The organism is Amycolatopsis heterodermiae, assembly GCF_034929455.1.
In the GTDB taxonomy this organism is placed as follows: Bacteria; Actinomycetota; Actinomycetes; order Mycobacteriales; family Pseudonocardiaceae; genus Amycolatopsis; species Amycolatopsis heterodermiae.
Map to the genome: position 1 here is coordinate 471757 of NZ_JAYFSI010000005.1, position 21550 is coordinate 493306.

Annotated in this window: 22 protein-coding genes; 9 read left to right on the top strand and 13 right to left on the bottom strand. The window is 70.8% G+C overall.

The window, feature by feature from the left end; translation table 11 throughout:
- The first annotated feature begins 12 nt into the window (after positions 1-12).
- Entirely contained in the window at positions 13-798 is a 786-nt protein-coding gene (locus VA596_RS24335) for a hypothetical protein (protein WP_323330354.1), read from the top strand.
- A 4-nt stretch (positions 799-802) separates the two neighbouring features.
- Here the strand turns inward: VA596_RS24335 and VA596_RS24340 are convergent, their stop codons facing one another.
- The 3 genes from VA596_RS24340 to VA596_RS24350 form a co-directional block, all read right to left on the bottom strand.
- Positions 803-1459: a response regulator transcription factor gene (locus VA596_RS24340; protein WP_323330356.1), complete on the bottom strand. Its 657-nt coding sequence runs from the start codon at positions 1457-1459 to the stop codon at positions 803-805.
- On the bottom strand, positions 1456-2673 hold the full coding sequence (locus VA596_RS24345) for a sensor histidine kinase (RefSeq protein ID WP_323330358.1): 1218 nt from the start codon (positions 2671-2673) through the stop codon (positions 1456-1458). Before VA596_RS24345 ends, VA596_RS24340 begins: the two co-directional genes overlap by 4 nt.
- Positions 2674-2860: 187 nt before the next feature.
- Positions 2861-3394: a snapalysin family zinc-dependent metalloprotease gene (locus VA596_RS24350; RefSeq protein ID WP_323330360.1), complete on the bottom strand. Its 534-nt coding sequence runs from the start codon at positions 3392-3394 to the stop codon at positions 2861-2863.
- Positions 3395-3563: 169 nt separating this feature from the next.
- On the opposite strand from VA596_RS24350, the gene VA596_RS24355 reads away from it, so the two are divergent.
- Entirely contained in the window at positions 3564-5507 is a 1944-nt protein-coding gene (locus VA596_RS24355) for an ABC1 kinase family protein (protein WP_323330362.1), read from the top strand.
- Here the strand turns inward: VA596_RS24355 and lepB are convergent.
- Positions 5431-6186, bottom strand: a complete 756-nt coding sequence (lepB, locus tag VA596_RS24360) for a signal peptidase I (RefSeq protein WP_323330364.1) — start codon at positions 6184-6186, stop codon at positions 5431-5433. The two genes, VA596_RS24355 and lepB, sit on opposite strands and share 77 nt — an antisense overlap.
- Positions 6187-6224: 38 nt before the next feature.
- Positions 6225-6557: a YnfA family protein gene (locus VA596_RS24365; RefSeq protein ID WP_323330366.1), complete on the bottom strand. Its 333-nt coding sequence runs from the start codon at positions 6555-6557 to the stop codon at positions 6225-6227.
- Between the two features lie 17 nt (positions 6558-6574).
- On the opposite strand from VA596_RS24365, the gene VA596_RS24370 reads away from it, so the two are divergent.
- Positions 6575-7372 (top strand): DUF4184 family protein, encoded by a 798-nt coding sequence (locus tag VA596_RS24370; protein ID WP_323330368.1) that lies wholly within the window; start codon positions 6575-6577, stop codon positions 7370-7372.
- Here the strand turns inward: VA596_RS24370 and VA596_RS24375 are convergent.
- Genes VA596_RS24375 through VA596_RS24405 form a run of 7 tightly spaced genes read right to left on the bottom strand, consistent with a single transcriptional unit; the run spans position 7362 to position 13820 of the window.
- Positions 7362-7757 carry a metal-sulfur cluster assembly factor gene (locus VA596_RS24375; protein WP_323330369.1) on the bottom strand — a complete coding sequence of 132 codons (396 nt, stop codon included), beginning with the start codon at positions 7755-7757 and terminating at the stop codon, positions 7362-7364. The genes VA596_RS24370 and VA596_RS24375 overlap by 11 nt on opposite strands.
- Positions 7754-8203, bottom strand: a complete 450-nt coding sequence (gene sufU / locus VA596_RS24380) for a Fe-S cluster assembly sulfur transfer protein SufU (RefSeq protein WP_323330371.1) — start codon at positions 8201-8203, stop codon at positions 7754-7756. Before sufU ends, VA596_RS24375 begins: the two co-directional genes overlap by 4 nt.
- Positions 8200-9528 carry a cysteine desulfurase gene (locus VA596_RS24385; RefSeq protein WP_323330373.1) on the bottom strand — a complete coding sequence of 443 codons (1329 nt, stop codon included), beginning with the start codon at positions 9526-9528 and terminating at the stop codon, positions 8200-8202. The genes sufU and VA596_RS24385 overlap by 4 nt, the downstream gene beginning before the upstream one ends.
- A 37-nt stretch (positions 9529-9565) precedes the next feature.
- The gene (gene sufC / locus VA596_RS24390) at positions 9566-10336 is read right to left on the bottom strand and encodes a Fe-S cluster assembly ATPase SufC (protein ID WP_323330376.1); all 771 of its coding nucleotides are present in this window, start codon (positions 10334-10336) and stop codon (positions 9566-9568) included.
- A gap of 27 nt (positions 10337-10363) precedes the next feature.
- Positions 10364-11536: a Fe-S cluster assembly protein SufD gene (gene sufD, locus VA596_RS24395; RefSeq protein ID WP_323330378.1), complete on the bottom strand. Its 1173-nt coding sequence runs from the start codon at positions 11534-11536 to the stop codon at positions 10364-10366.
- A 2-nt stretch (positions 11537-11538) separates the two neighbouring features.
- The gene (gene sufB / locus VA596_RS24400) at positions 11539-12987 is read right to left on the bottom strand and encodes a Fe-S cluster assembly protein SufB (protein ID WP_323330380.1); all 1449 of its coding nucleotides are present in this window, start codon (positions 12985-12987) and stop codon (positions 11539-11541) included.
- Positions 12984-13820: a helix-turn-helix transcriptional regulator gene (locus VA596_RS24405; RefSeq protein ID WP_458364014.1), complete on the bottom strand. Its 837-nt coding sequence runs from the start codon at positions 13818-13820 to the stop codon at positions 12984-12986. The genes sufB and VA596_RS24405 overlap by 4 nt, the downstream gene beginning before the upstream one ends.
- A gap of 143 nt (positions 13821-13963) precedes the next feature.
- On the opposite strand from VA596_RS24405, the gene mptB reads away from it, so the two are divergent.
- The 6 genes from mptB to VA596_RS24435 all read left to right on the top strand — a co-directional run bounded on the left by mptB (position 13964) and on the right by VA596_RS24435 (position 19806).
- Positions 13964-15595, top strand: a complete 1632-nt coding sequence (gene mptB, locus VA596_RS24410; RefSeq protein ID WP_323330557.1) for a polyprenol phosphomannose-dependent alpha 1,6 mannosyltransferase MptB — start codon at positions 13964-13966, stop codon at positions 15593-15595.
- A gap of 6 nt (positions 15596-15601) precedes the next feature.
- Positions 15602-16528, top strand: coding sequence for an ABC transporter ATP-binding protein (locus VA596_RS24415; RefSeq protein WP_323330382.1), 927 nt, complete (start codon positions 15602-15604; stop codon positions 16526-16528).
- Entirely contained in the window at positions 16525-17310 is a 786-nt protein-coding gene (locus VA596_RS24420) for an ABC transporter permease (RefSeq protein WP_323330384.1), read from the top strand. The genes VA596_RS24415 and VA596_RS24420 overlap by 4 nt, the downstream gene beginning before the upstream one ends.
- Before the next feature lie 218 nt (positions 17311-17528).
- Complete coding sequence (locus VA596_RS24425) at positions 17529-17780, top strand: hypothetical protein (protein ID WP_323330385.1); 252 nt, start codon at positions 17529-17531, stop codon at positions 17778-17780.
- Between the two features lie 84 nt (positions 17781-17864).
- On the top strand, positions 17865-18836 hold the full coding sequence (locus VA596_RS24430) for a COX15/CtaA family protein (protein ID WP_323330387.1): 972 nt from the start codon (positions 17865-17867) through the stop codon (positions 18834-18836).
- A gap of 49 nt (positions 18837-18885) precedes the next feature.
- Positions 18886-19806, top strand: a complete 921-nt coding sequence (locus tag VA596_RS24435) for an acyl-CoA desaturase (protein WP_323330389.1) — start codon at positions 18886-18888, stop codon at positions 19804-19806.
- Between the two features lie 221 nt (positions 19807-20027).
- Here the strand turns inward: VA596_RS24435 and VA596_RS24440 are convergent, their stop codons facing one another.
- On the bottom strand, positions 20028-21191 hold the full coding sequence (locus VA596_RS24440) for a hypothetical protein (RefSeq protein ID WP_323330391.1): 1164 nt from the start codon (positions 21189-21191) through the stop codon (positions 20028-20030).
- Positions 21192-21550: the final 359 nt, after the last annotated feature.

Below are 21550 nucleotides of genomic sequence, written 5' to 3' on the forward strand. Positions count from 1 at the left end.
CGAGGGGGAACCGTGAAAAGCGTGGTGTGGTGGTCGATCGGCTTGTTGTTCGGCCTGAGCCTGGTGGCGCTCGGCCTGTTCGGCTCCGGCGAGCCCAGCGCCAAGGTGCTGTGCGGCAGTGAGGAGATGCGGCCGGGCCAGACCTGCGACCGGACGCAGTACGGCTTGACGACCACCGAGACCTACGAAGAGAAGCGCCAGGAATCGCTGGACAGCGCGGACACCTTCAAGAACGGCGGCCGCTGGGTCACGTTCGGCATCGGCACGGGAGTCGCGGGCCTGTGCGGCTGGCGGCTGGTGGTCGCGATCCGGCGCCGGGAATCCGGCTCGGTCGTCCAGGGCGTGCCCGGGCAGCAGGTGGGCTTCGGTTCGCCGCACGGATCGGGCGCGGTCGCCCAGACCGTGCCCGGCCAGCAGGCCGGTTTCGCTCCGCAGCCGGGATACGCGCCGCAGGGATTCCCGGTACGACAGGACTTCCCGCAGCAGCCGGAGTTCCAGCAGCAGCCGGGATTCACGCCGCCGCAAGGGTCTCGGCAACAGCCGGGATTCACCCCAGCACTGGGCTCACAGCAACAGCCGGAATTCGCCCCAGCGCACGGACCTCAGCAGCAGCCGGGATCCGCCCCGCCGCAGGGGTCCGAGCAGCAGCCGGGGTTCACGCCGCCGCAGGGGTCTCAGCAACAGCCGGGATTCGCCCCAGCACAAGGGTCTCAGCAACCGGGGTTTGCCCCGCCACACGGGGTTCAGCAAGCCCCGCCGCCGGGATACCAGTCGCCGCGCGGGCCGTATCACCAGTAGCGCGTCAGCTGCCGCTGGGGGCCACGAAGCCCGAGTCGTACGCCCGGACCACCGCCTGGGTGCGGTCCCGCGCCCCCAGCTTGGACAGTACGTTGCCCACGTGGGTCTTCACCGTCTGGACACCCAGGTACAGCTCGCCCGCTATCTCCACATTGGACAGTCCGGTGGCCATCAGCCGCAGCACTTCGCGCTCGCGCTCGGTCAGCCCGGCGCTCGCCAGGCCGTCGCCCGACGGCGACGGTGAGTGCTGGGCGGCCAGCCGCCGGATCGCCGACGGGAAGAGCAGCGACTCCCCCGCCACCACGGTCCGGATCGCCGCGACGATCTCCTCCGGCCGGGCCCGCTTGAGCAGGAACCCGCTGGCGCCCGCGACGAGCGCGTCGTAGACGTAGTCGTCGTTCTCGAAGGTCGTCACCACGATCACCTTCGGCGGATCGTCCACAGTAGACATCAGGTGCGTGGTGGCACGAATCCCGTCCACCGCGGGCATCCGGACGTCCATCAGGACGACGTCCGGGCGCAGCCGGGCCACCAGCCCGGGCACCTCGGCGCCGTCGGCGGCCTCGCCGAGCACGGTCAGGCCGTCTTCGCTGTCGACGATCACGCGCAGCCCGGCGCGGATCAGCGGCTCGTCGTCGACCAGCAGCACCCCGACGTTCATCGCCCGCTCCCCCACGGCACCCGCACCACGACCTCCCACCGCTCCCCCGCCCGTCCGGCGGTCAGCTCGCCGCCGAGCACCGCCGCCCGCTCGGCCATGCCGCGCAGGCCCCGGCGCCCGGCCCGCGGCGTCCCGCCGCCGAGCGGGTTGCCGACCCGGGCGACCAGGGCGCTCGCCGCGACGTCGACGGCCAGCGTCACCGGGACCCTACCGGCGTGGCGCACCGCGTTGGTCAGGCATTCCTGCAGGATCCGGTACACCTCGCGCGACACCACCGGCGGCACCGCGGCCAGGTCGCCCTCGATGTCGGCGGTGACCTCGGTGCCGGCCAGCCGGGTCGCGTCGAGGAGGTTCGGCAGCTCGGTCAGCGACGGCTGCGGCGTCCGGCCCGCGGCTTCCTCGCGCAGCAGCCCGAGCACGTGGTCGAGGTCGTCGAGCGCGGTGCGGGCGGAGTCCTCGATGGCGCCGAGCGCGCGTTCGGTGAAGTCCGGGTCGGTGCGCAGCGTCCGCCGGGCGGCGCCGGCCTGGATCGAGACGACGCTCAGCGCGTGCCCCACCGAGTCGTGCAGCTCCCTGGCCAGCCGGTTGCGCTCGGCGAGCTGCTCGGTCCGCCGTTCCAGCTGGGCGATCCGGTCGGCGGCGGTCATCCCGAGCAGCCGGGCCGCGGCCCGGCGCAGCAGCCCGCCGATCACCCACACGGCGTAGATCAGCACCACCAGGGCGACCGCGGAAACCACCGGGATCCACGCGGACGCCCAGCCTTTCGGCACGGTGACCTCGGCGTCGCCCTGGATCAGCTTGCCGGTGAAGACCGCGCTCACCGCGAACCCGAACGCGACCGGCGCGGCCAGGCTGGCCAAGCTGACCCCGAACCCGACCACCACGTGCAGCACGAACATCACCGCGGCCCGGACCCGCCCCGGCCGCGACCGCGGTTTCGCGGGCGCGCCCGGCGCCGGGTTGTCGAGCAGCTCGCGGACGGCGGTGGACTCGAGGACGTGCACGGCGGGCAGGAACGCCGTCCCGGCCACGACGAGCAGCGTGACCACCCCGCCGATCTCGGCCGCTCGCTCCAGGGTCGCGGCGAACGGCAGCAGCGACGGCACGGCCACGGCGGCGAACAGCAGGTAGGGCACGCCGATCGCCCCGCCGAGGACGAGGTACACCCAGCGGCGGTAGGTCGCCCTGCTCACCAGCGGCCGGAGTACACGCACCCGGCGATCTTCGCAGGTCGCGGGCCCGGCCGCTTCCCTCTCGAGATGGAGGCGCCCCCCGCCCTCTCCGGGGGTCCGGCCCCGCTTCCAGCGTACCGGGGCCCTCCGACGGAAAGCCCGAAAAGCCGCCGCCGGCGCCTGGTTGTCCACATCTCGCGTGCCCTGTGGGCAACCAGGCGCGAAGCGGCTAGTAAGCGACCTGGCGGGTCTCCGACGCCGCGAAGCCGTTCGCCCACAGGGACTGGACCTTCGCCGCCTCCGCGGCCGACGGCTTCGCGTTCTTGCACGCCGTGCCCGGGCCGTGACCGGACATCAGCTCGGTGCACGGGCCGGTGTAGTCGTCGGGCAGGCCGAGGTTGTGGCCCAGCTCGTGCGCCGCGATCCGGGTCGGGTCGAAACCCTCCGCGACCTGGCTGGTGTCCAGGTAGATGTCGCCCCGGCCGTGGCCATTGGTGTTCGTGTACGAGCCGCCGCTGTGGATCTCGTGGAACTTGACCGTGGCACCGCTGCTGCGCTTGACCAGCTTGACGTCGGTGACGACGGCGTTCCAGTTGGCCGCGCCCTGGTCGATCTGGGCCAGGTAGTCAGGCGCGCCGGACGAGCTGTAGTACACCGTCGTGACCGCGGCCGGCGCGGCGGAAGCAGTGGTGAGCCCGGCGCCCAGCGGCACCGAGACCGCCGCGGCCAGCACCAGGACCCGCCCGAGCAGACGTCCGTTCATCGTGTCTCCTTTTGTCCGGTTAGAGAACACTTCACCGTGGTTCGCGCGGTCAGGTTAGAAGTCCACCGGCGGTCCGGGCCACGGCCGAAAGTAGCTCCCTCGCGCGAGGGAGGCCGGTCCCGCCGCTGCGTGAGCCGCCCCGCCCGGCCGCCGTGGTCTGCTTCCCGGCGTGGACATCCTGCTGGGCCTGCTGACCCTCCCCCTGTACGCGCTCGTGCTGTGGCCGCTCGTGGCCGCGTCGAGGCGGGTGCTCGGCTTCCGCATCGGCACCGCCCGCGCGCTGTGCGGCGCCGCGTTCGGCTGGCTCGTCGCGGGCGCCATCGGGCGGGCGTTCCCGGTTTCCCTGCTGCACCACGGCGGTGCGGCGCTCGGGCTGCTGATCCCGTTGGCGGGCAGCGCTTTCCTCGCGACGCTGCTCTTCCTGTTCGTCGCCGAGATGGCGTTCCCGGGCGGCCTCGGGCTGGGACGGCTGCGCGCGGTGCGCGCCCGGGTGTCGCGCGCCCGCCGGTATTCGCAGATCAGCCGGATCGCGCTCAAGCACGGCCTCGGCCGCTACCTCGCCGGGCGCCGCGAACCCGGCCTGGCCCCGGGACGGCACGCCAAGCTCGCCCGCTCGCTGCGCCGCGCCCTCGAGGAGGGCGGCGTGACGTTCGTGAAGCTCGGCCAGCTCCTTTCGACGCGCTCGGACCTGCTGCCGCCGGTGTTCGTCGACGAGCTGGGCAAGCTCCAGGACCAGGTCACCCCCGCCCGCGCCGACGCCGTCTGGGCCGTCCTGGAGGCCGAGCTCGGCGGCTCGCCCGACGACGTCTTCGCCGAGTTCGACCCGGAACCCCTTGCGGCGGCGTCGATCGCGCAGGTCTACAAAGCACGGTTGCGCAGCGGCGAGGACGTCGTCGTGAAGGTCCAGCGGCCCGGAGTGCGGGAGCAGGCCGAACGGGACGTCGACATCGTCCGCCGCGTCGCCGCCGCGCTGGAGGGGCGGGCGGACTGGGCGCGCTCGCTCGGCGTCGCCGAACTCGCCGACGGGTTCGCCACGGCACTGTCCGAAGAGCTGGACTTCACCATCGAGGCCCGCAACATCGCCGCCGTGGCCGCCACTTCCGGCCCGGACGTCGCGCTGCCGACCGTCCACAAAGCACTGTCCACCGAGCGCGTCCTGGTGATGTCCCGGCTCGACGGCAAACCCCTGGAGACCGCGCCGGCGCCCGAGCGCGAGCGGCTCGCCCGGTCGCTGCTGCGCTGCCTGCTCGACCAGGTCATGATCGGCGGCGTCTTCCACGCCGACCCGCACCCGGGCAACCTCATGCTGCTGGCCGACGGCCGACTCGGCCTGCTCGACTTCGGCTCGGTCGGCCGCCTCGACTCCGCACTGCGCGGCGGCCTGCAAAACCTCGTGCTGGCCCTGGACCGCGGTGACCCGGCGGCCCTGCGCGACGGGCTGCTGGAGATCGTCGACCGCACCGGCGACATCGACGAGCAACGCCTCGAACGCGCCCTCGGCGCCCTGGTCGCCCGCCACTTCGGCCCCGGCCGAACGCCCGATCTCGCCCTGTTCACCGGCCTGTTCCGGGTGGTCACCGACTTCCGGCTGAGCGTCCCGCCGCCGGTGGCCGCGGTGTTCCGGGCCCTGGCCACGGTCGAGGGCACGCTCGCGGCCCTCTCCCCGGGGTTCGACGTCGTGGCCGAGTCCCGTGCGTTCGCCGTCGAGCAGGTCGGCGCCGGCCTGCGGCCGGGTTCGCTGGGCCGCACCGCGGTCACCGAGCTGACGGCGCTGCTCCCGGTGCTGCGCCGCATCCCCCGCCGCGTCGACCGGATCGGCGCCGCGCTGGAGGAGGGCCGGCTGTCGGTGAACGTCCGGCTGTTCTCCGACGAGCGCGACCGCGACGTCGTCACCGGCCTGGTCCACGAGGTCCTGCTGGCCTTCGTCGGTGCGGCAACGGGCTTGATGGCGGTCTTCCTGCTGACCGGCACGAGCGGCCCGCGGCTCCTGCCGGAGCTGACGCTGAACCAGGTCTTCGGCTACAACCTGCTGGTGATCAGTGCACTGGTGGGGCTGCGGCTGCTCTTCGTCGTCTTCCGGCGCTCCGGACAGCGCTCACGATCACGCCGATGAGCCCGGCGACGAACAGCACGAACCCGCCGAGGATCCACCACCGCAGGGTGGGGAGCGTCGAGTCGGAGTACGGGGTTCCGGGCAGGCCCGCGTCGGTGAACGCGGTCACCGGGGTCAGTGACCGCGGTGTGATGACCGTGCCGGTCGCGACCACGAACCCGATGACCCCGGACAGCCGCACGGGACCGCTGAACCGCGAGTCGTCGGAGTTGCCGCGGTTGTCACCCTCGACGAAGATCGCGCCGTCGGGAACCTTGGTGGAGAACCCGAAGAGGGCGTCGTCGCCGGGGTTGATGTAGGGCTCGGTGATCGGCTTGCCGTTCACCGAGAGGTTCCGGTCGGTGCAGCAGGCGACGGTGTCCCCGGCGATCCCGACCACGCGGAAGACGCTGACGCCCTCGTGGCTCGGCTGGGCGAACGCGCCGGCGTCGATGGCGACGAGGTCCCCGCGGTGCACCTCGGTGCCGTTCGCCCGGCGCACCACGAGCTGGTCACCGGGCACCAGGGTCGGGCTCATGTGCGCGCCCGGGATCTTGTAGGCCTCGTACCCCACCATGATCCGGCCGACGCCGTAGCCCCCGGCGGCCACCCCGAGCACCGCGACGACGATCATCAGCAGGAGCACCTTGGACACGCCGGAGCGTTTCGGCGCGGACGGTGGCGCGGACGGAAAGGACATCTCGGTCACGATGATCTATCGGGCCACGACCGCCGTCGTTACCCCGTCCGGGGCGCGTACATGATCACCGCGACCCCCGCCAGGCACAGCAGCGCGCCCAGCACGTCGTAGCGGTCCGGGCGGTAGCCGTCCGCCACCATTCCCCAGGCCAGCGAGCCCGCCACGAACACGCCGCCGTACGCCGCCAGGATGCGGCCGAACTGGGCGTCCGGCTGGAGGGTGGCCACGAAGCCGTACAGGCCCAGGGCGACCAGGCCGCCGCCGATCCAGAGCCAGCCGCGGTGCTCGCGAACGCCTTGCCAGATCAGCCACGCGCCGCCGATTTCGCAGACCGCCGCGGCCAGGAACAGGAGGATCGACCGCAGGACCACCCCGGGATACTAGCTCCGTGCCGTTCACGCTGAGTCATCCCGCCGCCGTGCTCCCGCTGCTGCGCGGGCCGCTGGTCCCGTCCGCGCTCGTCGCCGGGTCCGTGGCGCCGGACGTCTTCTGGTTCGTGCCACGGCTTCCCGGCGTCGGCCTGACGAAGACGCACGAACTCACCTCGGTCCTCTGGCTCGACCCGCTCCTCGCGCTGGTGATCCTCGCGCTCTTCCAGGTCGTCCTGAAACGCCCCCTGCTGGCCCTGGCCCCGAAACCCCTGGCCGAACGGCTCCCCCGTCACCCCTTCGATTGGCGACGGCCCGGCTGGATCGCGCTGTCCCTGGTCATCGGCGCCGCCACCCACGTCGGCTGGGACGCCTTCACCCACGAGAACGACGGGTTCGCCTTCCTGCGGACCCCGCTCGTCACCGGGGTCGACGTCGGCCGGCTGATCCAGCTGGTCAGCACGATCGCCGGGGCCGCGATCCTCCTGTGGTGGCTGCGGAAGTGGTACCGCGCGGCCCCCGCCGAACCGGCGCCGCCCGCCATCCGACGCCGCAAAGCGACCGCAGCTTTCCTGGCCGCCGGGACGCTCACCGGCGTACTCGCGGAAGTGCTGCCGTTCCTCGCCCACCACGACCCGATGACCCGCGCGGGCGTGGTCGGCAACGCGACCTACCTCGCGGTCACCGGCGCCGGCAGCGGCTTCCTCACCACGCTCGTCCTGTACGCGCTGGCCTGGCACGCGCGGTATAGGTCGTTATACACAAAGCGGGCCACCCCGGAGGGTGACCCGCTCGATGGGCGAGAAGTCAGACGGTGAAGCCGAGGGCGCGCAGCTGCTCGCGGCCGTCCTCGGTGATCTTCTCCGGGCCCCACGGCGGCATCCAGACCCAGTTGATCCGGAAGTCCTTGACGAGGCCGCCGGACGTCAGCGCGGCCGACGTCTGGTCCTCGATGACGTCGGTCAGCGGGCAGGCCGCCGACGTGAGCGTCATGTCGATGGTCGCCGTGTTGTCCGGCTCGACGCGGATGTCGTAGACCAGGCCCAGGTCGACGACGTTGATGCCGAGCTCCGGGTCGACGACGTCGCGCATGGCCTCCTCGACGTCTTCGAGCTTCGCGAGGTCGATGTCCTGCGTAGCGGTGGTCTCGGCGTCGAGGTCGGCGGCGGTGCGCCCCTCACGAGTGGCGGTCTCTTCGGTCATGCTTTCTCAACTCCACTGGTGGTCCGGGCGACGGCGTCCTTGAAGGCCATCCAGCCGAGGAGGGCGCACTTGACCCTGGCCGGGTACTTGGCGACGCCCGCGAAGGCGATGCCGTCCTCCAGCACTTCCTCGTCCGGTTCGACCTTTCCCTTGCCCTGCATCAGTTCGACGAACGCGTCCATGGTGGTGAACGCTTCCTCGAGGGTGTGCCCGGTGACGAGGTCCGTCATGACCGACGTCGAGGCCTGGCTGATGGAGCAGCCCTGGCCGTCGTAGGAGACGTCGGAGACCTTCCCGTCCTCGAGCTTGACCCGCAGCGTCACCTCGTCGCCGCAGGTCGGGTTGACCTGGAACGACTCGGCGTCGAACGGGTCCCGCAGGCCACGGCCGTGCGGGTTCTTGTAGTGGTCCAGGATGATCTCCTGGTACATGCTTTCCAGGTTCACCGGTCCACCCCGAAGAACTTCTGGGCCTCGCGAACACCCGCTACCAGGGCGTCCACTTCGGACAGCGTGTTGTAGAGGTAGAACGACGCCCGCACGGTCGCCTGCGCGCCGCACGCGCGGTGCAGCGGCCACGCGCAGTGGTGGCCGACGCGGACGGCGATGCCGAGGCTGTCGAGCACCTGGCCGGCGTCGTGCGGGTGCACGCCGTCGATCACGAACGACACGGTCGCGCCGCGGTCCTTCAGGTCGGTCGGCCCGATGATCCGGACGCCGGGGATGGCGCCGATGCCTTCGAGGGCGGCCGCGGCGAGCTCGTGCTCGTGCGCCGCGATCCGGTCCATGCCGATGGCCGAGAGGTAGTCGACGGCCGCGCCGAGGCCGATGGCCTGCGACGTCATCGGCACGCCCGCCTCGAACCGCTGCGGCGGCGGCGCGAAGGTGGTGGCCTCCATCTTGACCATCTCGATCATCGACCCGCCGGTGAGGAACGGCGGCATGGCCGACAGCAGTTCGGTGCGTCCGTAAAGGACACCGATGCCGGACGGGCCGAGCATCTTGTGCCCGGAGAACACCGCGAAGTCGACACCAAGCGCGTGGAAGTCGACAGCGAAGTGGGGCACCGATTGGCAGGCGTCCAGCACGGTCAGCGCACCGACGGCCTTGGCCTTCTCGACGAGGAAGTCGACGGGGTTGACCGTGCCGAGCACGTTGGACTGGTGCGCGAACGCGACCACCTTCGTGCGCGGCGTGATCAGTTCGTCCACATCGGACAGGTCGAGCCTGCCGTCCGCGGTCACCTTGAACCACTTCAGCGTCGCCCCGGTGCGCTGGCACAGCTGCTGCCAGGGCACGAGGTTCGCGTGGTGCTCCATCTCGGTGATGACGATCTCGTCGCCCGCGCCGACCCGGAAGCGCTCGGCTTCCGGACCGGCCGTCGCGGCGTTGCTCATCGAGTACGCGACGAGGTTGATGCCCTCGGTCGCGTTCTTGGTGAACACCAGCTCCTCGGGGTCGGCGCCGACGAACTCCGCGATCTTCGCGCGCGCGGACTCGTAGGCGTCGGTGGCCTCTTCGGACAGCTGGTGCGCACCGCGGTGGACGGCGGCGTTCGACGTGAAGACGTAGTCGCGTTCGGCGTCGAACACCGCGGTCGGGCGTTGTGACGTCGCCCCGGAGTCCAGGTACACCAAGGGTTTCCCGTCGCGGACGGTGCGCGACAGGATCGGGAAGTCGGCCCTCAGGGCGGTCGCGTCCAGCGGCACACCCGCCGAGGCACGCTTTCCCGCCGAGGTGGCATCAGCAGAGCTGGCCGAGGTGGTGGTCATCGGGCCGACTCCTCTCTTCTCGGTGTAATAGAACGTGTCAGAGCGCGGCCGGCTCGGCCTTGCCGGCGTACTTGACGTAGCCGTGCTCCTCCAGCTCGTCGGCCAGCTCCTTGCCGCCCGACTCGACGATCTGGCCGCCGGCGAAGACGTGCACGAAGTCCGGCGTGATGTGCCGCAGGATCCGGGTGTAGTGCGTGATCAGCATGACGCCGACCTCGCTCGAAGCCTTGTAGGCGTTGACCCCCTCGGACACGACGCGCAGGGCGTCGACGTCGAGACCGGAGTCGGTCTCGTCGAGGATGGCGAACTTCGGCTTGAGCAGCGCCAGCTGCAGGATCTCGTGGCGCTTCTTCTCGCCGCCGGAGAAGCCCTCGTTGACCGAGCGCTCGGCGAACTCCTGCGAGATCTCGAGCTTGCCCATCTCCTCCTTGACCTCCTTGACCCACAGGCGAAGCTTGGGGGCCTCGCCGCGGACCGCGGTGGCCGCGGTGCGGAGGAAGTTGGACATGGAGACGCCGGGGACCTCGACCGGGTACTGCATGGCCAGGAAGAGGCCGGCGCGGGCGCGCTCGTCGACGCTCATCTCGAGGACGTTCTCGCCGTCGAGCAGCACCTCGCCGGAGGTCACCTGGTACTTCGGGTGGCCGGCGATCGCGTAGGACAGGGTGGACTTGCCGGAGCCGTTGGGGCCCATGATCGCGTGGGTCTCGCCCGACTTGATCGTCAGGTTCACGCCCTTGAGGATCTCCTTGGCGCCCTCGTCGGTCTCGACCGAGGCGTGCAGGTCCTTGATTTCCAGGGTAGCCATTTCTTCGTTTCCTAAGTCAGAGAGCGGTCAGGCGCCAACGGCTTCGAGCTCGGCCTCGATCGCGGCTTCGAGGCGCTCCCGCACCTCGGGGACGTCGATCTTCACCAGGATCTCGTGGAAGAACCCGCGCACGACCAGACGGCGGGCGGCTTCTTCGGCGATCCCGCGCGACTGGAGGTAGAACAACTGCTCGTCGTCGAACCTTCCCGTCGCGCTCGCGTGGCCGGCGCCTTCGATCTCGCCGGTCTCGATCTCCAGGTTCGGCACCGAGTCCGCGCGCGCCCCGGGCGTCAGCACCAGGTTGCGGTTGAACTCGTAGGTGTCGGTGGCCTCGGCCGCGGCGCGGATCAGCACGTCGCCGATCCAGACCGTGTGCGCGCCCTCGCCCTGCAGCGCGCCCTTGTAGCCCACCCGCGACTTGCAGTTCGGCACCGCGTGGTCGACGAAGAGGCGGTGCTCCTGGTGCTGGCCGCCGTCGGCGAAGTAGACGCCGAGCATGTCGACGTCGCCGCCCTTGTCGGTGAAGGTCGCCGTCGGCGAGACGCGGACCAGGTCACCGCCCAGGGTGATGACCGTGTGCCGCAGCGCGGCGTCGCGGCCCAGCTTGAGGTGCTGCTCGGAGACGTGCACCGCGTCGTCGGCCCAGTCCTGGACGCTGACCACGGTGACCTTGGCGCCGTCGCCGATGACGAACTCGACATTGTCGGCGTAGGTGCCGGAGCCGACGTGGTCGAGGACGACGACGGCTTCGGCGAACGCCTCGGCGCGGACCTGCAGGTGCCCGTAGGCGACCTGGTCCACACCCGGGCCGTGGATGCGCAGCACCGACGGCTTGGACGCCTTGGTCTCCTTGGGCACCGTCACGACGGTGGCCTTGGTGAACGAGGAGTAGGCCTGCGCGGCGATGCGGTCGCTCGGCACGCCGGCCTGGCCCAGCCGCGAGTCATCGCGGCCGACGGTCTCGATGGTCAGTTCGGGGGCGGCGTCGGCTTCCAGCGTGATCTCGCCGGTGGCGGGCGCGCTGCCGTCGTGCAGGCCGCGCAGCCGCTTCATCGGCGTGAAGCGCCAGTTCTCCTCACGGCCGCCCGGGACCTCGAAGGCCTCGACGTCGTAGGAGGTGAAGCGCTCCGCGCGGGAGGCCGCCGGAATGACGGCCCCCTCGCGGAGAGCCTCGGAAACGTTGTTCTCGGTAACCGACATGACTAGCCGACGGACCCTTCCATCTGGAGCTCGATCAGGCGGTTCAGCTCGAGCGCGTACTCCATCGGCAGCTCACGCGCGATGGGCTCGACGAACCCGCGCACGATCATCGCCATCGCCTCGGCCTCGTCGAGGCCGCGCGACATCAGGTAGAACAGCTGCTCTTCGCTGACCTTGGACACCGTGGCCTCGTGGCCCATGGACACCTCGTCGTTGCGGATGTCCACGTACGGGTAGGTGTCCGAGCGCGAGATCGTGTCGACCAGCAGGGCGTCGCAGACCACGCTGGAGCGCGAGTGGTGCGCCCGCTTCGCCACGCGGACCAGGCCGCGGTAGGAGGTGCGGCCGCCGCCGCGCGCCACCGACTTCGACACGATCGTCGAGGAGGTGTACGGCGCGAGGTGCTCCATCTTGGCGCCCGCGTCCTGGTGCTGGCCCTCGCCCGCGAACGCGACCGAGAGGACCTCACCCTTGGCGTGCTCGCCCATGAGGAAGACCGACGGGTACTTCATGGTCACCTTGGAACCGATGTTGCCGTCGATCCATTCCATGGTCGCGCCCTCTTCGCACTTGGCGCGCTTGGTGACCAGGTTGTAGACGTTGTTCGACCAGTTCTGGATGGTCGTGTAGCGGCAGCGGGCGCCCTTCTTGACGATGATCTCCACGACCGCCGAGTGCAGCGAGTCGGACTGGTAGATCGGCGCCGTGCAGCCCTCGACGTAGTGCACGTACGCACCTTCGTCGACGATGATCAGGGTGCGCTCGAACTGGCCCATGTTCTCGGTGTTGATCCGGAAGTAGGCCTGCAGCGGGATGTCCACCTGCACGCCCTTGGGCACGTAGATGAACGAGCCGCCGGACCAGACCGCCGTGTTCAGCGCGGAGAACTTGTTGTCACCGGCCGGGATGACCGAGCCGAAGTACTCCTCGAACAGCTCCGGCTGCTCGCGCAGCGCGGTGTCCGTGTCCAGGAAGAGCACGCCCTGCTTCTCGAGGTCCTCGCGGATCGAGTGGTAGACGACCTCGGACTCGTACTGGGCCGCGACACCGGCGACGAGGCGCTGCTTCTCCGCCTCGGGGATGCCGAGCTTGTCGTACGTGTTCTTGATGTCTTCGGGCAGGTCTTCCCAGCTCGCAGCCTGCTTCTCGCTGGAGCGCACGAAGTACTTGATGTTGTCGAAGTCGATCCCGGAGAGGTCGGCCCCCCAGTTGGGCATGGGCTTCTTCTCGAAGAGCTTGAGCGCCTTCAGTCGCGCTTCGCGCATCCACTCCGGTTCGGACTTCTTCCCGGAGATGTCGGTGACGACATCCTCGTTCAGCCCGCGACGGGCGCTGGCGCCCGCTTCGTCGGAGTCGGCCCAGCCGAACGCGTACTTGCCAAGGGACTCGATGGTCTCTTCCTGGCTCAGTGGCGCGGTGGTGGGAGTGCGCTGCTCGGCAGCGGCAGTCATGCGGGTTTCCCTCCATTCGGGATCCGTGCTGTGCGCCCTGAGGGCACCGTTCTGACCGGCTCGGGATGGGCCGGCGGACCCGCCGAAGCGGGTACGTGGGTGGTGCACGCGGAGTCACCGCGTGCGATGGTCGCCAGCCGCTGGACGTGGGTGCCCAGCAGCTCGGCGAACGCCTCGGTCTCGGCCTCGCACAGCTGCGGGAACTCCGCGGCGACGTGGGCGACCGGACAGTGGTGCTGGCAGAGCTGGGCGCCGACGTTCTGTCGAAGGCCGGGCCCTTCTTCTGAAGAACTCAGTGCGCCTACCTGACGGGTCGACGCAGCGTAGCCCTCCCTGGTCAGCGCGGTCGCCAAGGCCTCCGCGCGCGCCGCCGGATCACTCGATCCAGTGATCGCGGAGCGGTGCGGCCCGACGAGCTTCTCGATGCGCTGCTCGGCGAAGGCGCGGACGGCGTCTTCACCGGCGTGCTCGGCGAGGAAGCGGATGGCGGAGACGGCCAGGTCGTCGTAGGCGTGCCCGAAGCGGGCGCGGCCGGACTCGGTCAGCAGGAAGAGCTTGGCGGGACGACCCCGGCCTCGGGGGCCGCGGCGCGACGCGTCCCGCGTCTCGGCTTCGCCGTCCGCGAGAAGAGCGTCCAGGTGCCGGCGGACGGCCGCGGGGCTGATCCCGAGCTGCTCGGCGACCACGACGGCGGTCATGGGACCCTGTTCCAGGAGCAGCCGGGCGACCTCGTTGCGGGTCTTGCCCTCGGCGCTGACCTGCGACGGGACAGCGTTGACCGAGGCGCGGGGCATGTCGCCGCCCGCCGGGTCACCCGCCTCCGTCTTTTTCACAACACAAGTGTGTCTTATTTCCGGTCGGACGGCAAAGGCGGGGTCTTCGGCAGTGACCCGACTCACTCGGCACCGGCGGCGATACCCTGGCTCCCGTGGCTGTGGGCGAACTGGGTGAACATCCTGCACGGCAGGACCGGCGAGTGGCGGACGTCGTCACCGGGAGCACGCATCCGGTGACGCTGTCGCCCGTCGAGCCCCGGGTGGCGCTCCCCCTGGAGGGGGACGAGGTCCGGGGGCTGAACGTCGTCCGGCGGTTCGGCACGATCGGGTCGCTCTTCCTGGCGCTGGGCTCCCTCGGCGCCGGCGCCGCGCCGGTGATCAACCCGGTGCAGGAGATCCCGGTGCTGCGGCTGTTCACCCGCATCCCCACCGTGTCGCTGGCCATCGCCATCTCCGGCATGGGCATCCTGGTGCTCAGCTGGCTGATGCTGGGGAAGTTCGCCCGCCCGGACCGCGCGCGCCTCGCGTCGCAGGGCCAGCTCGCCCGCACAATCGCGCTGTGGGTGCTGCCGCTGCTGGTGATCCCGCCGCTGTTCTCCCGCGACGTCTACAGCTACCTCGCGCAGAGCGAGATCGTGCACCGCGGGATGGACCCCTACACCCTCGGCCCGGCGCAGGCCCTCGGCGTCGCCGACCCGTTCACCGCGGGCGTGTCGAACATGTGGCGCGAGACGCCGGCGCCGTACGGGCCGCTGGTGCTGCGCCTCGGCGGCTGGCTCGCGCCGATCTCCGGCCAGAGCATCGCGATGGGCGTGCTGCTGCAGCGCGTGCTCGCGCTGGCCGGCGTGGTCCTCATCGTCTGGGCCCTGCCCCGGCTGGCCCGCCGCTTCGGCGTCCAGCCCGCGACCGCGCTGTGGCTCGGCGCGCTGAACCCGCTGCTGATCTTCCACTTCGTCGCCGGCGCCCACAACGACGCGCTCGCCATCGGCCTGATGCTCGCCGGGCTCGAGGTCGGCATCCGGCGGCTGCCGATCCGGGTGAAGGGCGACACGCCACCACCATTGGCACCGGGTGAGCTGCTGTACATCGGGCTCGGCGTCGCGATCATCACCCTCGGCGTCGCGGTCAAGGTGCCGGCGGTGTTCGCGCTGCCGTTCTTCGCGGTGATGGTCGCGCGGCGCTGGCACGGCAGGCTCAAGGACCTGTTCCTGGCCGGGGCGCCGATGGCGGCCTGGTTCGGCGTCGTGCTGACCGCCGTCTGCTTCGGCTCCGGCCTCGGCTTCGGCTGGGTCGGCGCGACGTTCAACACACCCGGCCTGGTCCGCGCCTGGATCTCCCCCACCGCCGAGCTGGCGAACCTCTCCGGGGTGCTCGGCATCGCGCTCGGGCTGGGCAACCACACCAACGCGCTGGTGCCGATCCTCGGCGCGCTCGGGTACCTCATCGCCGTCGCCATCACCTTCAAGTTCCTCTGGGACAGCTTCAAGTGGCGCTATCGGCCGATCATCGGCCTCGGCGTCTCGCTGGGCGCGGTGATGATCCTGCAGATCAACCTGCAGCCCTGGTACGTGCTGTGGGCGGTGATCCCGCTCGCCGCGGCGGCCGGGACGTCCCGGTTCCGGGTGGCCGCGACGGTGCTCTCCGCAGCCCTGCCGTTCCTGCTCCCGCCGACCGGCAGCACCTTCGACGGCCGCCCGTACGTGCTGCCGTTCGCCTACGTCGCGGCGATCGTCGTGTGCGGCGCCGGAATGCTGATCGTGCGGCGGCTCGCCCCCGTCCTGCTCTCCAGGCCGTCCCCGGGGGTGCCCGCGCATGCCGACGCCGTATCGTGACCCGATGTGAGTGCCCCCGCCGTCGAGATCACCGGGCTGGTGAAAAGCTACGGCTCCACCTGCGCGGTCGACCATCTCGACCTGCGGATGGAGCGCGGCAGCCTGCTCGCCCTGCTCGGCCCGAACGGGGCCGGCAAGACCACCACCGTCGAGATCTGCGAAGGCTTCCTCAAGCCTGACGCCGGTTCGGTGCGCGTGCTCGGCCTCGACCCGCGTCGTGAATCCGCCGCGCTGCGCCCCCGCCTCGGGATCATGCCCCAGGGCGGCGGCGCCTACCCCGGCGTGCGCGCCGACGAGATGCTGAAGCTCGTGGCGTCCTGCGCCGCGTCACCCCTGGATCCCGCCTGGCTGCTGGACGTCCTCGGGCTGGCTTCGGTGCGGCGGACGCCGTTCAAGCGCCTCTCCGGCGGGCAGCAGCAGCGGCTTTCGCTGGCGTGCGCCCTGGTCGGGCGGCCCGAGCTGCTGTTCCTCGACGAGCCGACCGCCGGCATGGACCCGCAGGCCCGGCGCCTGGTCTGGGACCTGCTGGGCGCGCTGCGCTCCGACGGCGTCTCGGTGCTGCTGACGACCCACCTGATGGAGGAGGCCGAAGCGCTGGCCGACACCGTGGTGATCATGGACCACGGCAAGGTCGTCGTCTCGGGTGCGCCGCACACGCTGACGATCGACGAGAGCGGCACCGCGGGCCTGCGGTTCAAGGCCCGCGCGCGGCTCGACACGGCGCTGCTCACCGCGGCGCTGCCCGAGGGCTACGACGTGCGCGAGTCGGCGCCGGGCACCTACGTCGTGGTCGGCTCGGTCGACCCGCAGGTCGTGTCCACGGTCACGTCGTGGTGCGCCCAGCAGGGCGTGCTGCCGGAGGAGCTGCAGGTCGGCCGCCGCACGCTCGAAGAGGTCTTCCTGGAGCTGACCGGACGGGAGCTGCGGGCATGACGGCCTTCGAGCCCGGCACGTTCACCCCGGCCCCCGGACGCGGCTCGCTGGGCCGCATGCTGCGGACCCACGCGCGCGTCGAGGCGAGCCTGACCCTGCGACACGGCGAGCAGGTGCTGCTGACCCTGCTCATCCCGCTGGCGCTGCTGATCGGCCTGTCGCTGCTGGACATCCTCCCGGCGTCCCAGCTCGGCTCGACGTCCAAAGTGGACTGGATCACGCCCCGCATCCTGGCGCTGGCGGTGATGTCGTCGGCGTTCACGGGCCAGGCGATCGCACTGGGCTTCGACCGCCGTTACGGCGTCCTGAAGCGCCTCTCGGCGACGGCGTTGCCACGCTGGCTGCTGGTGGCCGGGAGGCTCATCGCGGCGCTGGTGGTGGTAGTGCTGCAGTCCGTGGTGATCGGCGTGGTGGCGGCGTTCCTGGGTTGGTCGCCTTCTGTTTCCGGGCTGGCCTCGGCGGTTCTGCTGCTGGTGCTGGGGACTTTGGCGTTCGGTGCGCTGGGCGTGCTGCTGGGCGGGGCGCTGCGCGCGGAAGCCGTCCTGGCGCTGGCGAACATCGTGTGGTTCGTGTTGCTGCTGGCGGGCGGGATCCTGCTGGCGCCTTCGGCTCTGCCCTCCGGACTGGCCGTCGTCGTCGAGCTACTGCCGTCGGGGGCTTTGGCTGAAGGCATGCGCGCGGCGCTGGTGGACGGGTCGTTCGCGCCGGGGCCTGCGCTGGTCCTGGTGGTGTGGGCGGTGGCCGCGGGCGCGCTGGCTTCGCGGACTACGAAGCTCACCTGACGCCCGGCCCCGAACCAGCGCACTGTCGGCAGTGCCTGCCGGTAGGGGCCTCGGGAGTTCAGGATTCGATCTTCGCAAATCCAGTCCTACCAGCGGTCCCATGCCTCATTGCGAGCCGCCTCGAGATCGGGATCGGCGCGGGGTGCGTCCGCGCGGAGTTCGAGGCCGCCGGGATCGAGTGGGGCACGCCCGGGCAGCGGTTCGCGCGGTTGAAGGGCGTGGTCGCCGAGATCGAGCGGGTGTACGCGGGTCGCGCCCGGCCGCCGCTGCTGCTCGGCGGCCGCGGCGACCGGATGCTGACGTTCGCCGCCGAGGGCGACACGCACCCGCCACAGCCCCTGCTGCGAAACCTGGATGTGGCCTTCGGCCCCGCCGCCACTCTCGACGGGGCCGTGGCCGCCTTCGGTGCGTCAGACGCAACCAAGGCCGCCCTGGGGGCGCTCATGCTCAGGGTCCCGGAAGCGGCGTGACCTTGGTCCCTTGTGCCCGTCCCGGTGTTCTGGGCGTCAGGACCTGCCGAAAGCCGGATTTCCGCGCGCTCTACCATCGATGCCGTGCCGTTCACCAGCCTTGTCGCCCGCCTGCCGTATCCCTCCGCCGCCGTGCAGCGGGCCGTCGGGATCGCCGCGGTCCTGGCGCAGGCGCTGATCGGCGTCACCGGCTCCATCGTGCGTGTCACCGGGTCCGGGCTCGGTTGCCCGACGTGGCCGCAGTGCGTGGCCGGCAGTCTCGTGCCGAAGCACGACTCCGGCATCGACGCGCTCAACCAGTGGATCGAGTTCAGCAACCGGATGCTCACCGGCGTCGTCATCGCCGTGGCCGCGATCGCCGTCCTCACCGCGTGGCGCGTCCAGATCGACCACCCGTCCCGCAAGCGCCTGGTGAAGCTCGCCTGGACGATGCCCGGCGGCGTGGTCCTGCAGGCCGTCGTCGGCGGCATGACCGTGCTGGCGAAGCTGGAGTGGTGGACCGTCGCGATCCACTTCCTCGCCACCACTCCCCTGGTCTGGCTGGCCGTCCTGCTGCTGCGCGCGTTCCGCGAGGGCGACGAGCCCGCGCGGTCGCTGGTCCCGGCGGCGGGGCGCAAGCTGCTGGTCGTGCTCGCCGTCGTGATGTGGCTCGTGCTCGCGGCCGGCACCACCGTCACCGGCGCCGGCCCGCACAGCGGCGACATCAACACCCACCGCCTCGCCGTCTCGGTCGAGACGCTCGCCCAGGTCCACGGCGGACTGCTCATCGCCTACCTGCTGCTGCTCGCGGTGTTCGGCCTGCAGCTGATGCGCGCCGGCGCCCCTAAGGGCCTGTGGCAGCGCTACACGGCCGTCTGGGTGGTCGCGCTCGCGCAGGGCGGCCTCGGTTCGCTGCAGTACGCGCTGGGCGTGCCGGAGGCCATGGTGTCGTTCCACGTGCTCGGCGCGATGGCCGTCATCGTCGCGACGGCGTCGTTGTGGACCGGCAGCCGCGACCGCGGCCCGGTCGTCTCGCTGGCCGCCGCGCCGAAGGAACCGGAACTCGCCACCGCTTGAGCAACCCGCGGCCACGCCGTCGTAACTCGGCCAGGCTACGGTTCGCGCCATGACGACGCGCTCCGCGCCCAAGCCACTCATCTCCCACCGCCGCGGCACCGGCGAGATGATCGTGCTCAAGACGTTCCTGCTGGTGCCGTTCGCGGCGCTGCTCATCGCCGTCCCGCTCGTCTGGGGCTGGGGCATGTCCTGGATCGACCTGATCCTCGCCGCCGTGTTCTACGTCTTCGCGACGCTGGGTGTGACGGTCGGCTACCACCGCTACTTCACCCACGGCGCGTTCAAGGCGAACCGGCCGCTGCGGATCGCGCTGGCCGTCGCGGGCAGCATGGCCGTGCAGGGCTCGGTGATCTTCTGGGTCGCGAGCCACCGGCGGCACCACGCCTTCGCCGACCGCGAGGGCGACCCGCACTCGCCGTGGCTGTTCGGCACGTCGCCCTCGGCCCTGCTGCGCGGGTTCTGGCACGCGCACATGGGCTGGATGTTCGGCCGCGAGGTGACCAACGCCGACCGCTTCGCCCCGGACCTGGTCGCGGACGCGGACCTGCGCGTCGTCAACCGCTTCTTCTGGCTGTGGATCACGCTCAGCCTCGCCCTGCCCGCCGTGCTCGGCGGCCTGCTCAGCTGGTCGTGGTGGGGCGTCGTGACGGCGTTCTTCTGGGCCGGCCTGGTCCGCATCGCGTTCCTGCACCACGTCTCGTGGTCGGTGAACTCGATCTGCCACCTGATCGGCGAGCGCCCGTTCGCCAGCCGCGACAAGGCAGCGAACTTCTGGCCGCTGGCGATCCTCTCGATGGGCGAGTCGTGGCACAACTCCCACCACGCGGACCCGACGTGCGCGCGGCACGGAGTTCTGCGGGGTCAGGTGGACGTGTCGGCTCGGGTCATCTGGGGCTTCGAGAAGCTCGGCTGGGCGACCGACGTGCGGTGGCCGCGGGTGGACCGGTTGACGGCGAAGCGGGCGGCTTGAACGTCCACCCTCTGCACGCGCCTGCGAACACGCACGGTAGTCTTTCTCACGGGGCGTAATTCTTGCGCTGAACAAATTCATAAAGGAGACGGAAGCGTGTACCGACACCACCACAAGCGTGGCGGTGGCGGCGGAGAAGGCGGCGGCAACACCGGCAACTGATCCACGTCACGTTTCCAGGGAGGAGAAGCCGCAGCGCACCCTCTGCGGCTTCACTCCATTCAAGTTCGGGGCCATCTGAAGGCAATTCCGTACTCCTCCCGCGGATGGCAAGGCCCCTCGAAGGTGTGCTGCACGAACCCGTCCCCGACGTCGAGCAGACGCGGATCCCCCGCCGGCGGCCGGCGCAGTCGTTCGACTTCCAGCTGTTCTGCGTACCACCAGCAGGCTTCCGGCAGGCATTCTTCGTCGAAGTTCACCCGGATCGTCAGCTTCCCCGGCGCCACACCGTGGTGGTCGATGGCGACGCCGATCCACTGCCGCTCTTCGTGGGGACGCTCGTCGACCGCTTCGGATGCGAAACCGTAGGACTCGTTCAGCCGCAGCCTCCGCCGGAACCGCAGCCTGGGCACCACGGGATCGCCCGGGTGCTCCCCGGGCAGCGCGACGAGGCGGCAGTTCCACAGGGCCTTGACGGGGAGGTCGCTGAGGTTCCCGGACCAGCCGATCACCGCGTGCACGTCGTATCCGTCGAGACCGTCCTCGCGAGCCACGACGACCCGTTTGGTGAAGCGGCGCAACGCTGTCCGGCGATCCATGACAACGGTGACGACCATCTGTTCCACGAACACCGGCTGCGCGCCCTCGGACGGAGCACGGAATCCCTCCGCACTCCCGGTTCCGGGCATGGTTCCTTCCGCGGCCGAGCGGCCGATCTCCACGTAGGGCAACCAAGCTTCCCCCTCGAGACGCGCGAGGTCTCGCGCCACGGCGTCGCAGAGCGTCCCGAGCGCGCTCCCCCACGCCCGGTTCATCGGCGTGTCCGACAGGGGTTCCCGGCTGCCGAACAGGCCGCGCACCTTGGCCAGCTGGCGGAACCGTTCCTGAAGGGTCGGCGCCCAGGTCGCCCCGCCGTCCGGCACCGGCGGAAGCCGGAACGCGGCGAGCAGGGTGAAGTGCTCACGCGGTTCCAGCACCGAGCCCAGCCGGCCGATCCGGTCGACGATGAGCCCCCAGATCGCCAACGCGCGCACCTCCGGCGTGGCGGCCAGCGACGCGGTCGGATCGACGAGACAGGTGAGCACGGTGGGGGAACCGCGTACCGAGGATTCGATCGCGCGCCGGAGAGTGCCGAGCAGATCCCCGTCCTGCCGCCTGGCCAGCAATCCCAGCGCCGCCTTCTCGGGAGACCTCCCCAAGCGTTCGCAGTCCGGCTGGGCCGTCACCGCGCCGCCTCCGGGCAGAGGCCGGAAACCGGCGGAAGAACCGGACAGCGGCGGAAAAAGAAAAGCGCCGGTCCGACTGACAGAAACACCTTCGCACCATCAAAGATCATTCCTGGTCCCAGACTTCGAGAGGCACACTCGACACTATGGCGTACTAGTACACCATAGTGAGGGGTAGTACAGTGAGCAAAGAAATCGGGGGGCGGCCGGCCCGCGGAGGTGGTTCCCGGGGGCTACGGGAATTGATCAAAGCCGGGCTAACCGGAATAGGCGGCCTTTACGTGATCACCGGATCCGTAGCCGTCACCACGATCGGCGCGGTCGTGATCATTGCACTGACGGTCGCATACCGGGCTGCC

Bases quoted from the DNA above. Each gene is read 5' to 3' on its own strand.
- VA596_RS24375 (WP_323330369.1), bottom strand. From the start codon at position 7,757: ATGACCGAAGAGACCGCCACTCGTGAGGGGCGCACCGCCGCCGACCTC.
- lepB (WP_323330364.1), bottom strand. From the start codon at position 6,186: ATGTCCTTTCCGTCCGCGCCACCGTCCGCGCCGAAACGCTCCGGCGTG.
- VA596_RS24340 (WP_323330356.1), bottom strand. From the start codon at position 1,459: ATGAACGTCGGGGTGCTGCTGGTCGACGACGAGCCGCTGATCCGCGCC.
- VA596_RS24350 (WP_323330360.1), bottom strand. From the start codon at position 3,394: ATGAACGGACGTCTGCTCGGGCGGGTCCTGGTGCTGGCCGCGGCGGTC.
- sufC (WP_323330376.1), bottom strand. From the start codon at position 10,336: ATGGCTACCCTGGAAATCAAGGACCTGCACGCCTCGGTCGAGACCGAC.
- VA596_RS24435 (WP_323330389.1), top strand. From the start codon at position 18,886: ATGACGACGCGCTCCGCGCCCAAGCCACTCATCTCCCACCGCCGCGGC.
- sufB (WP_323330380.1), bottom strand. From the start codon at position 12,987: ATGACTGCCGCTGCCGAGCAGCGCACTCCCACCACCGCGCCACTGAGC.
- VA596_RS24420 (WP_323330384.1), top strand. From the start codon at position 16,525: ATGACGGCCTTCGAGCCCGGCACGTTCACCCCGGCCCCCGGACGCGGC.
- sufD (WP_323330378.1), bottom strand. From the start codon at position 11,536: ATGTCGGTTACCGAGAACAACGTTTCCGAGGCTCTCCGCGAGGGGGCC.
- VA596_RS24385 (WP_323330373.1), bottom strand. From the start codon at position 9,528: ATGACCACCACCTCGGCCAGCTCTGCTGATGCCACCTCGGCGGGAAAG.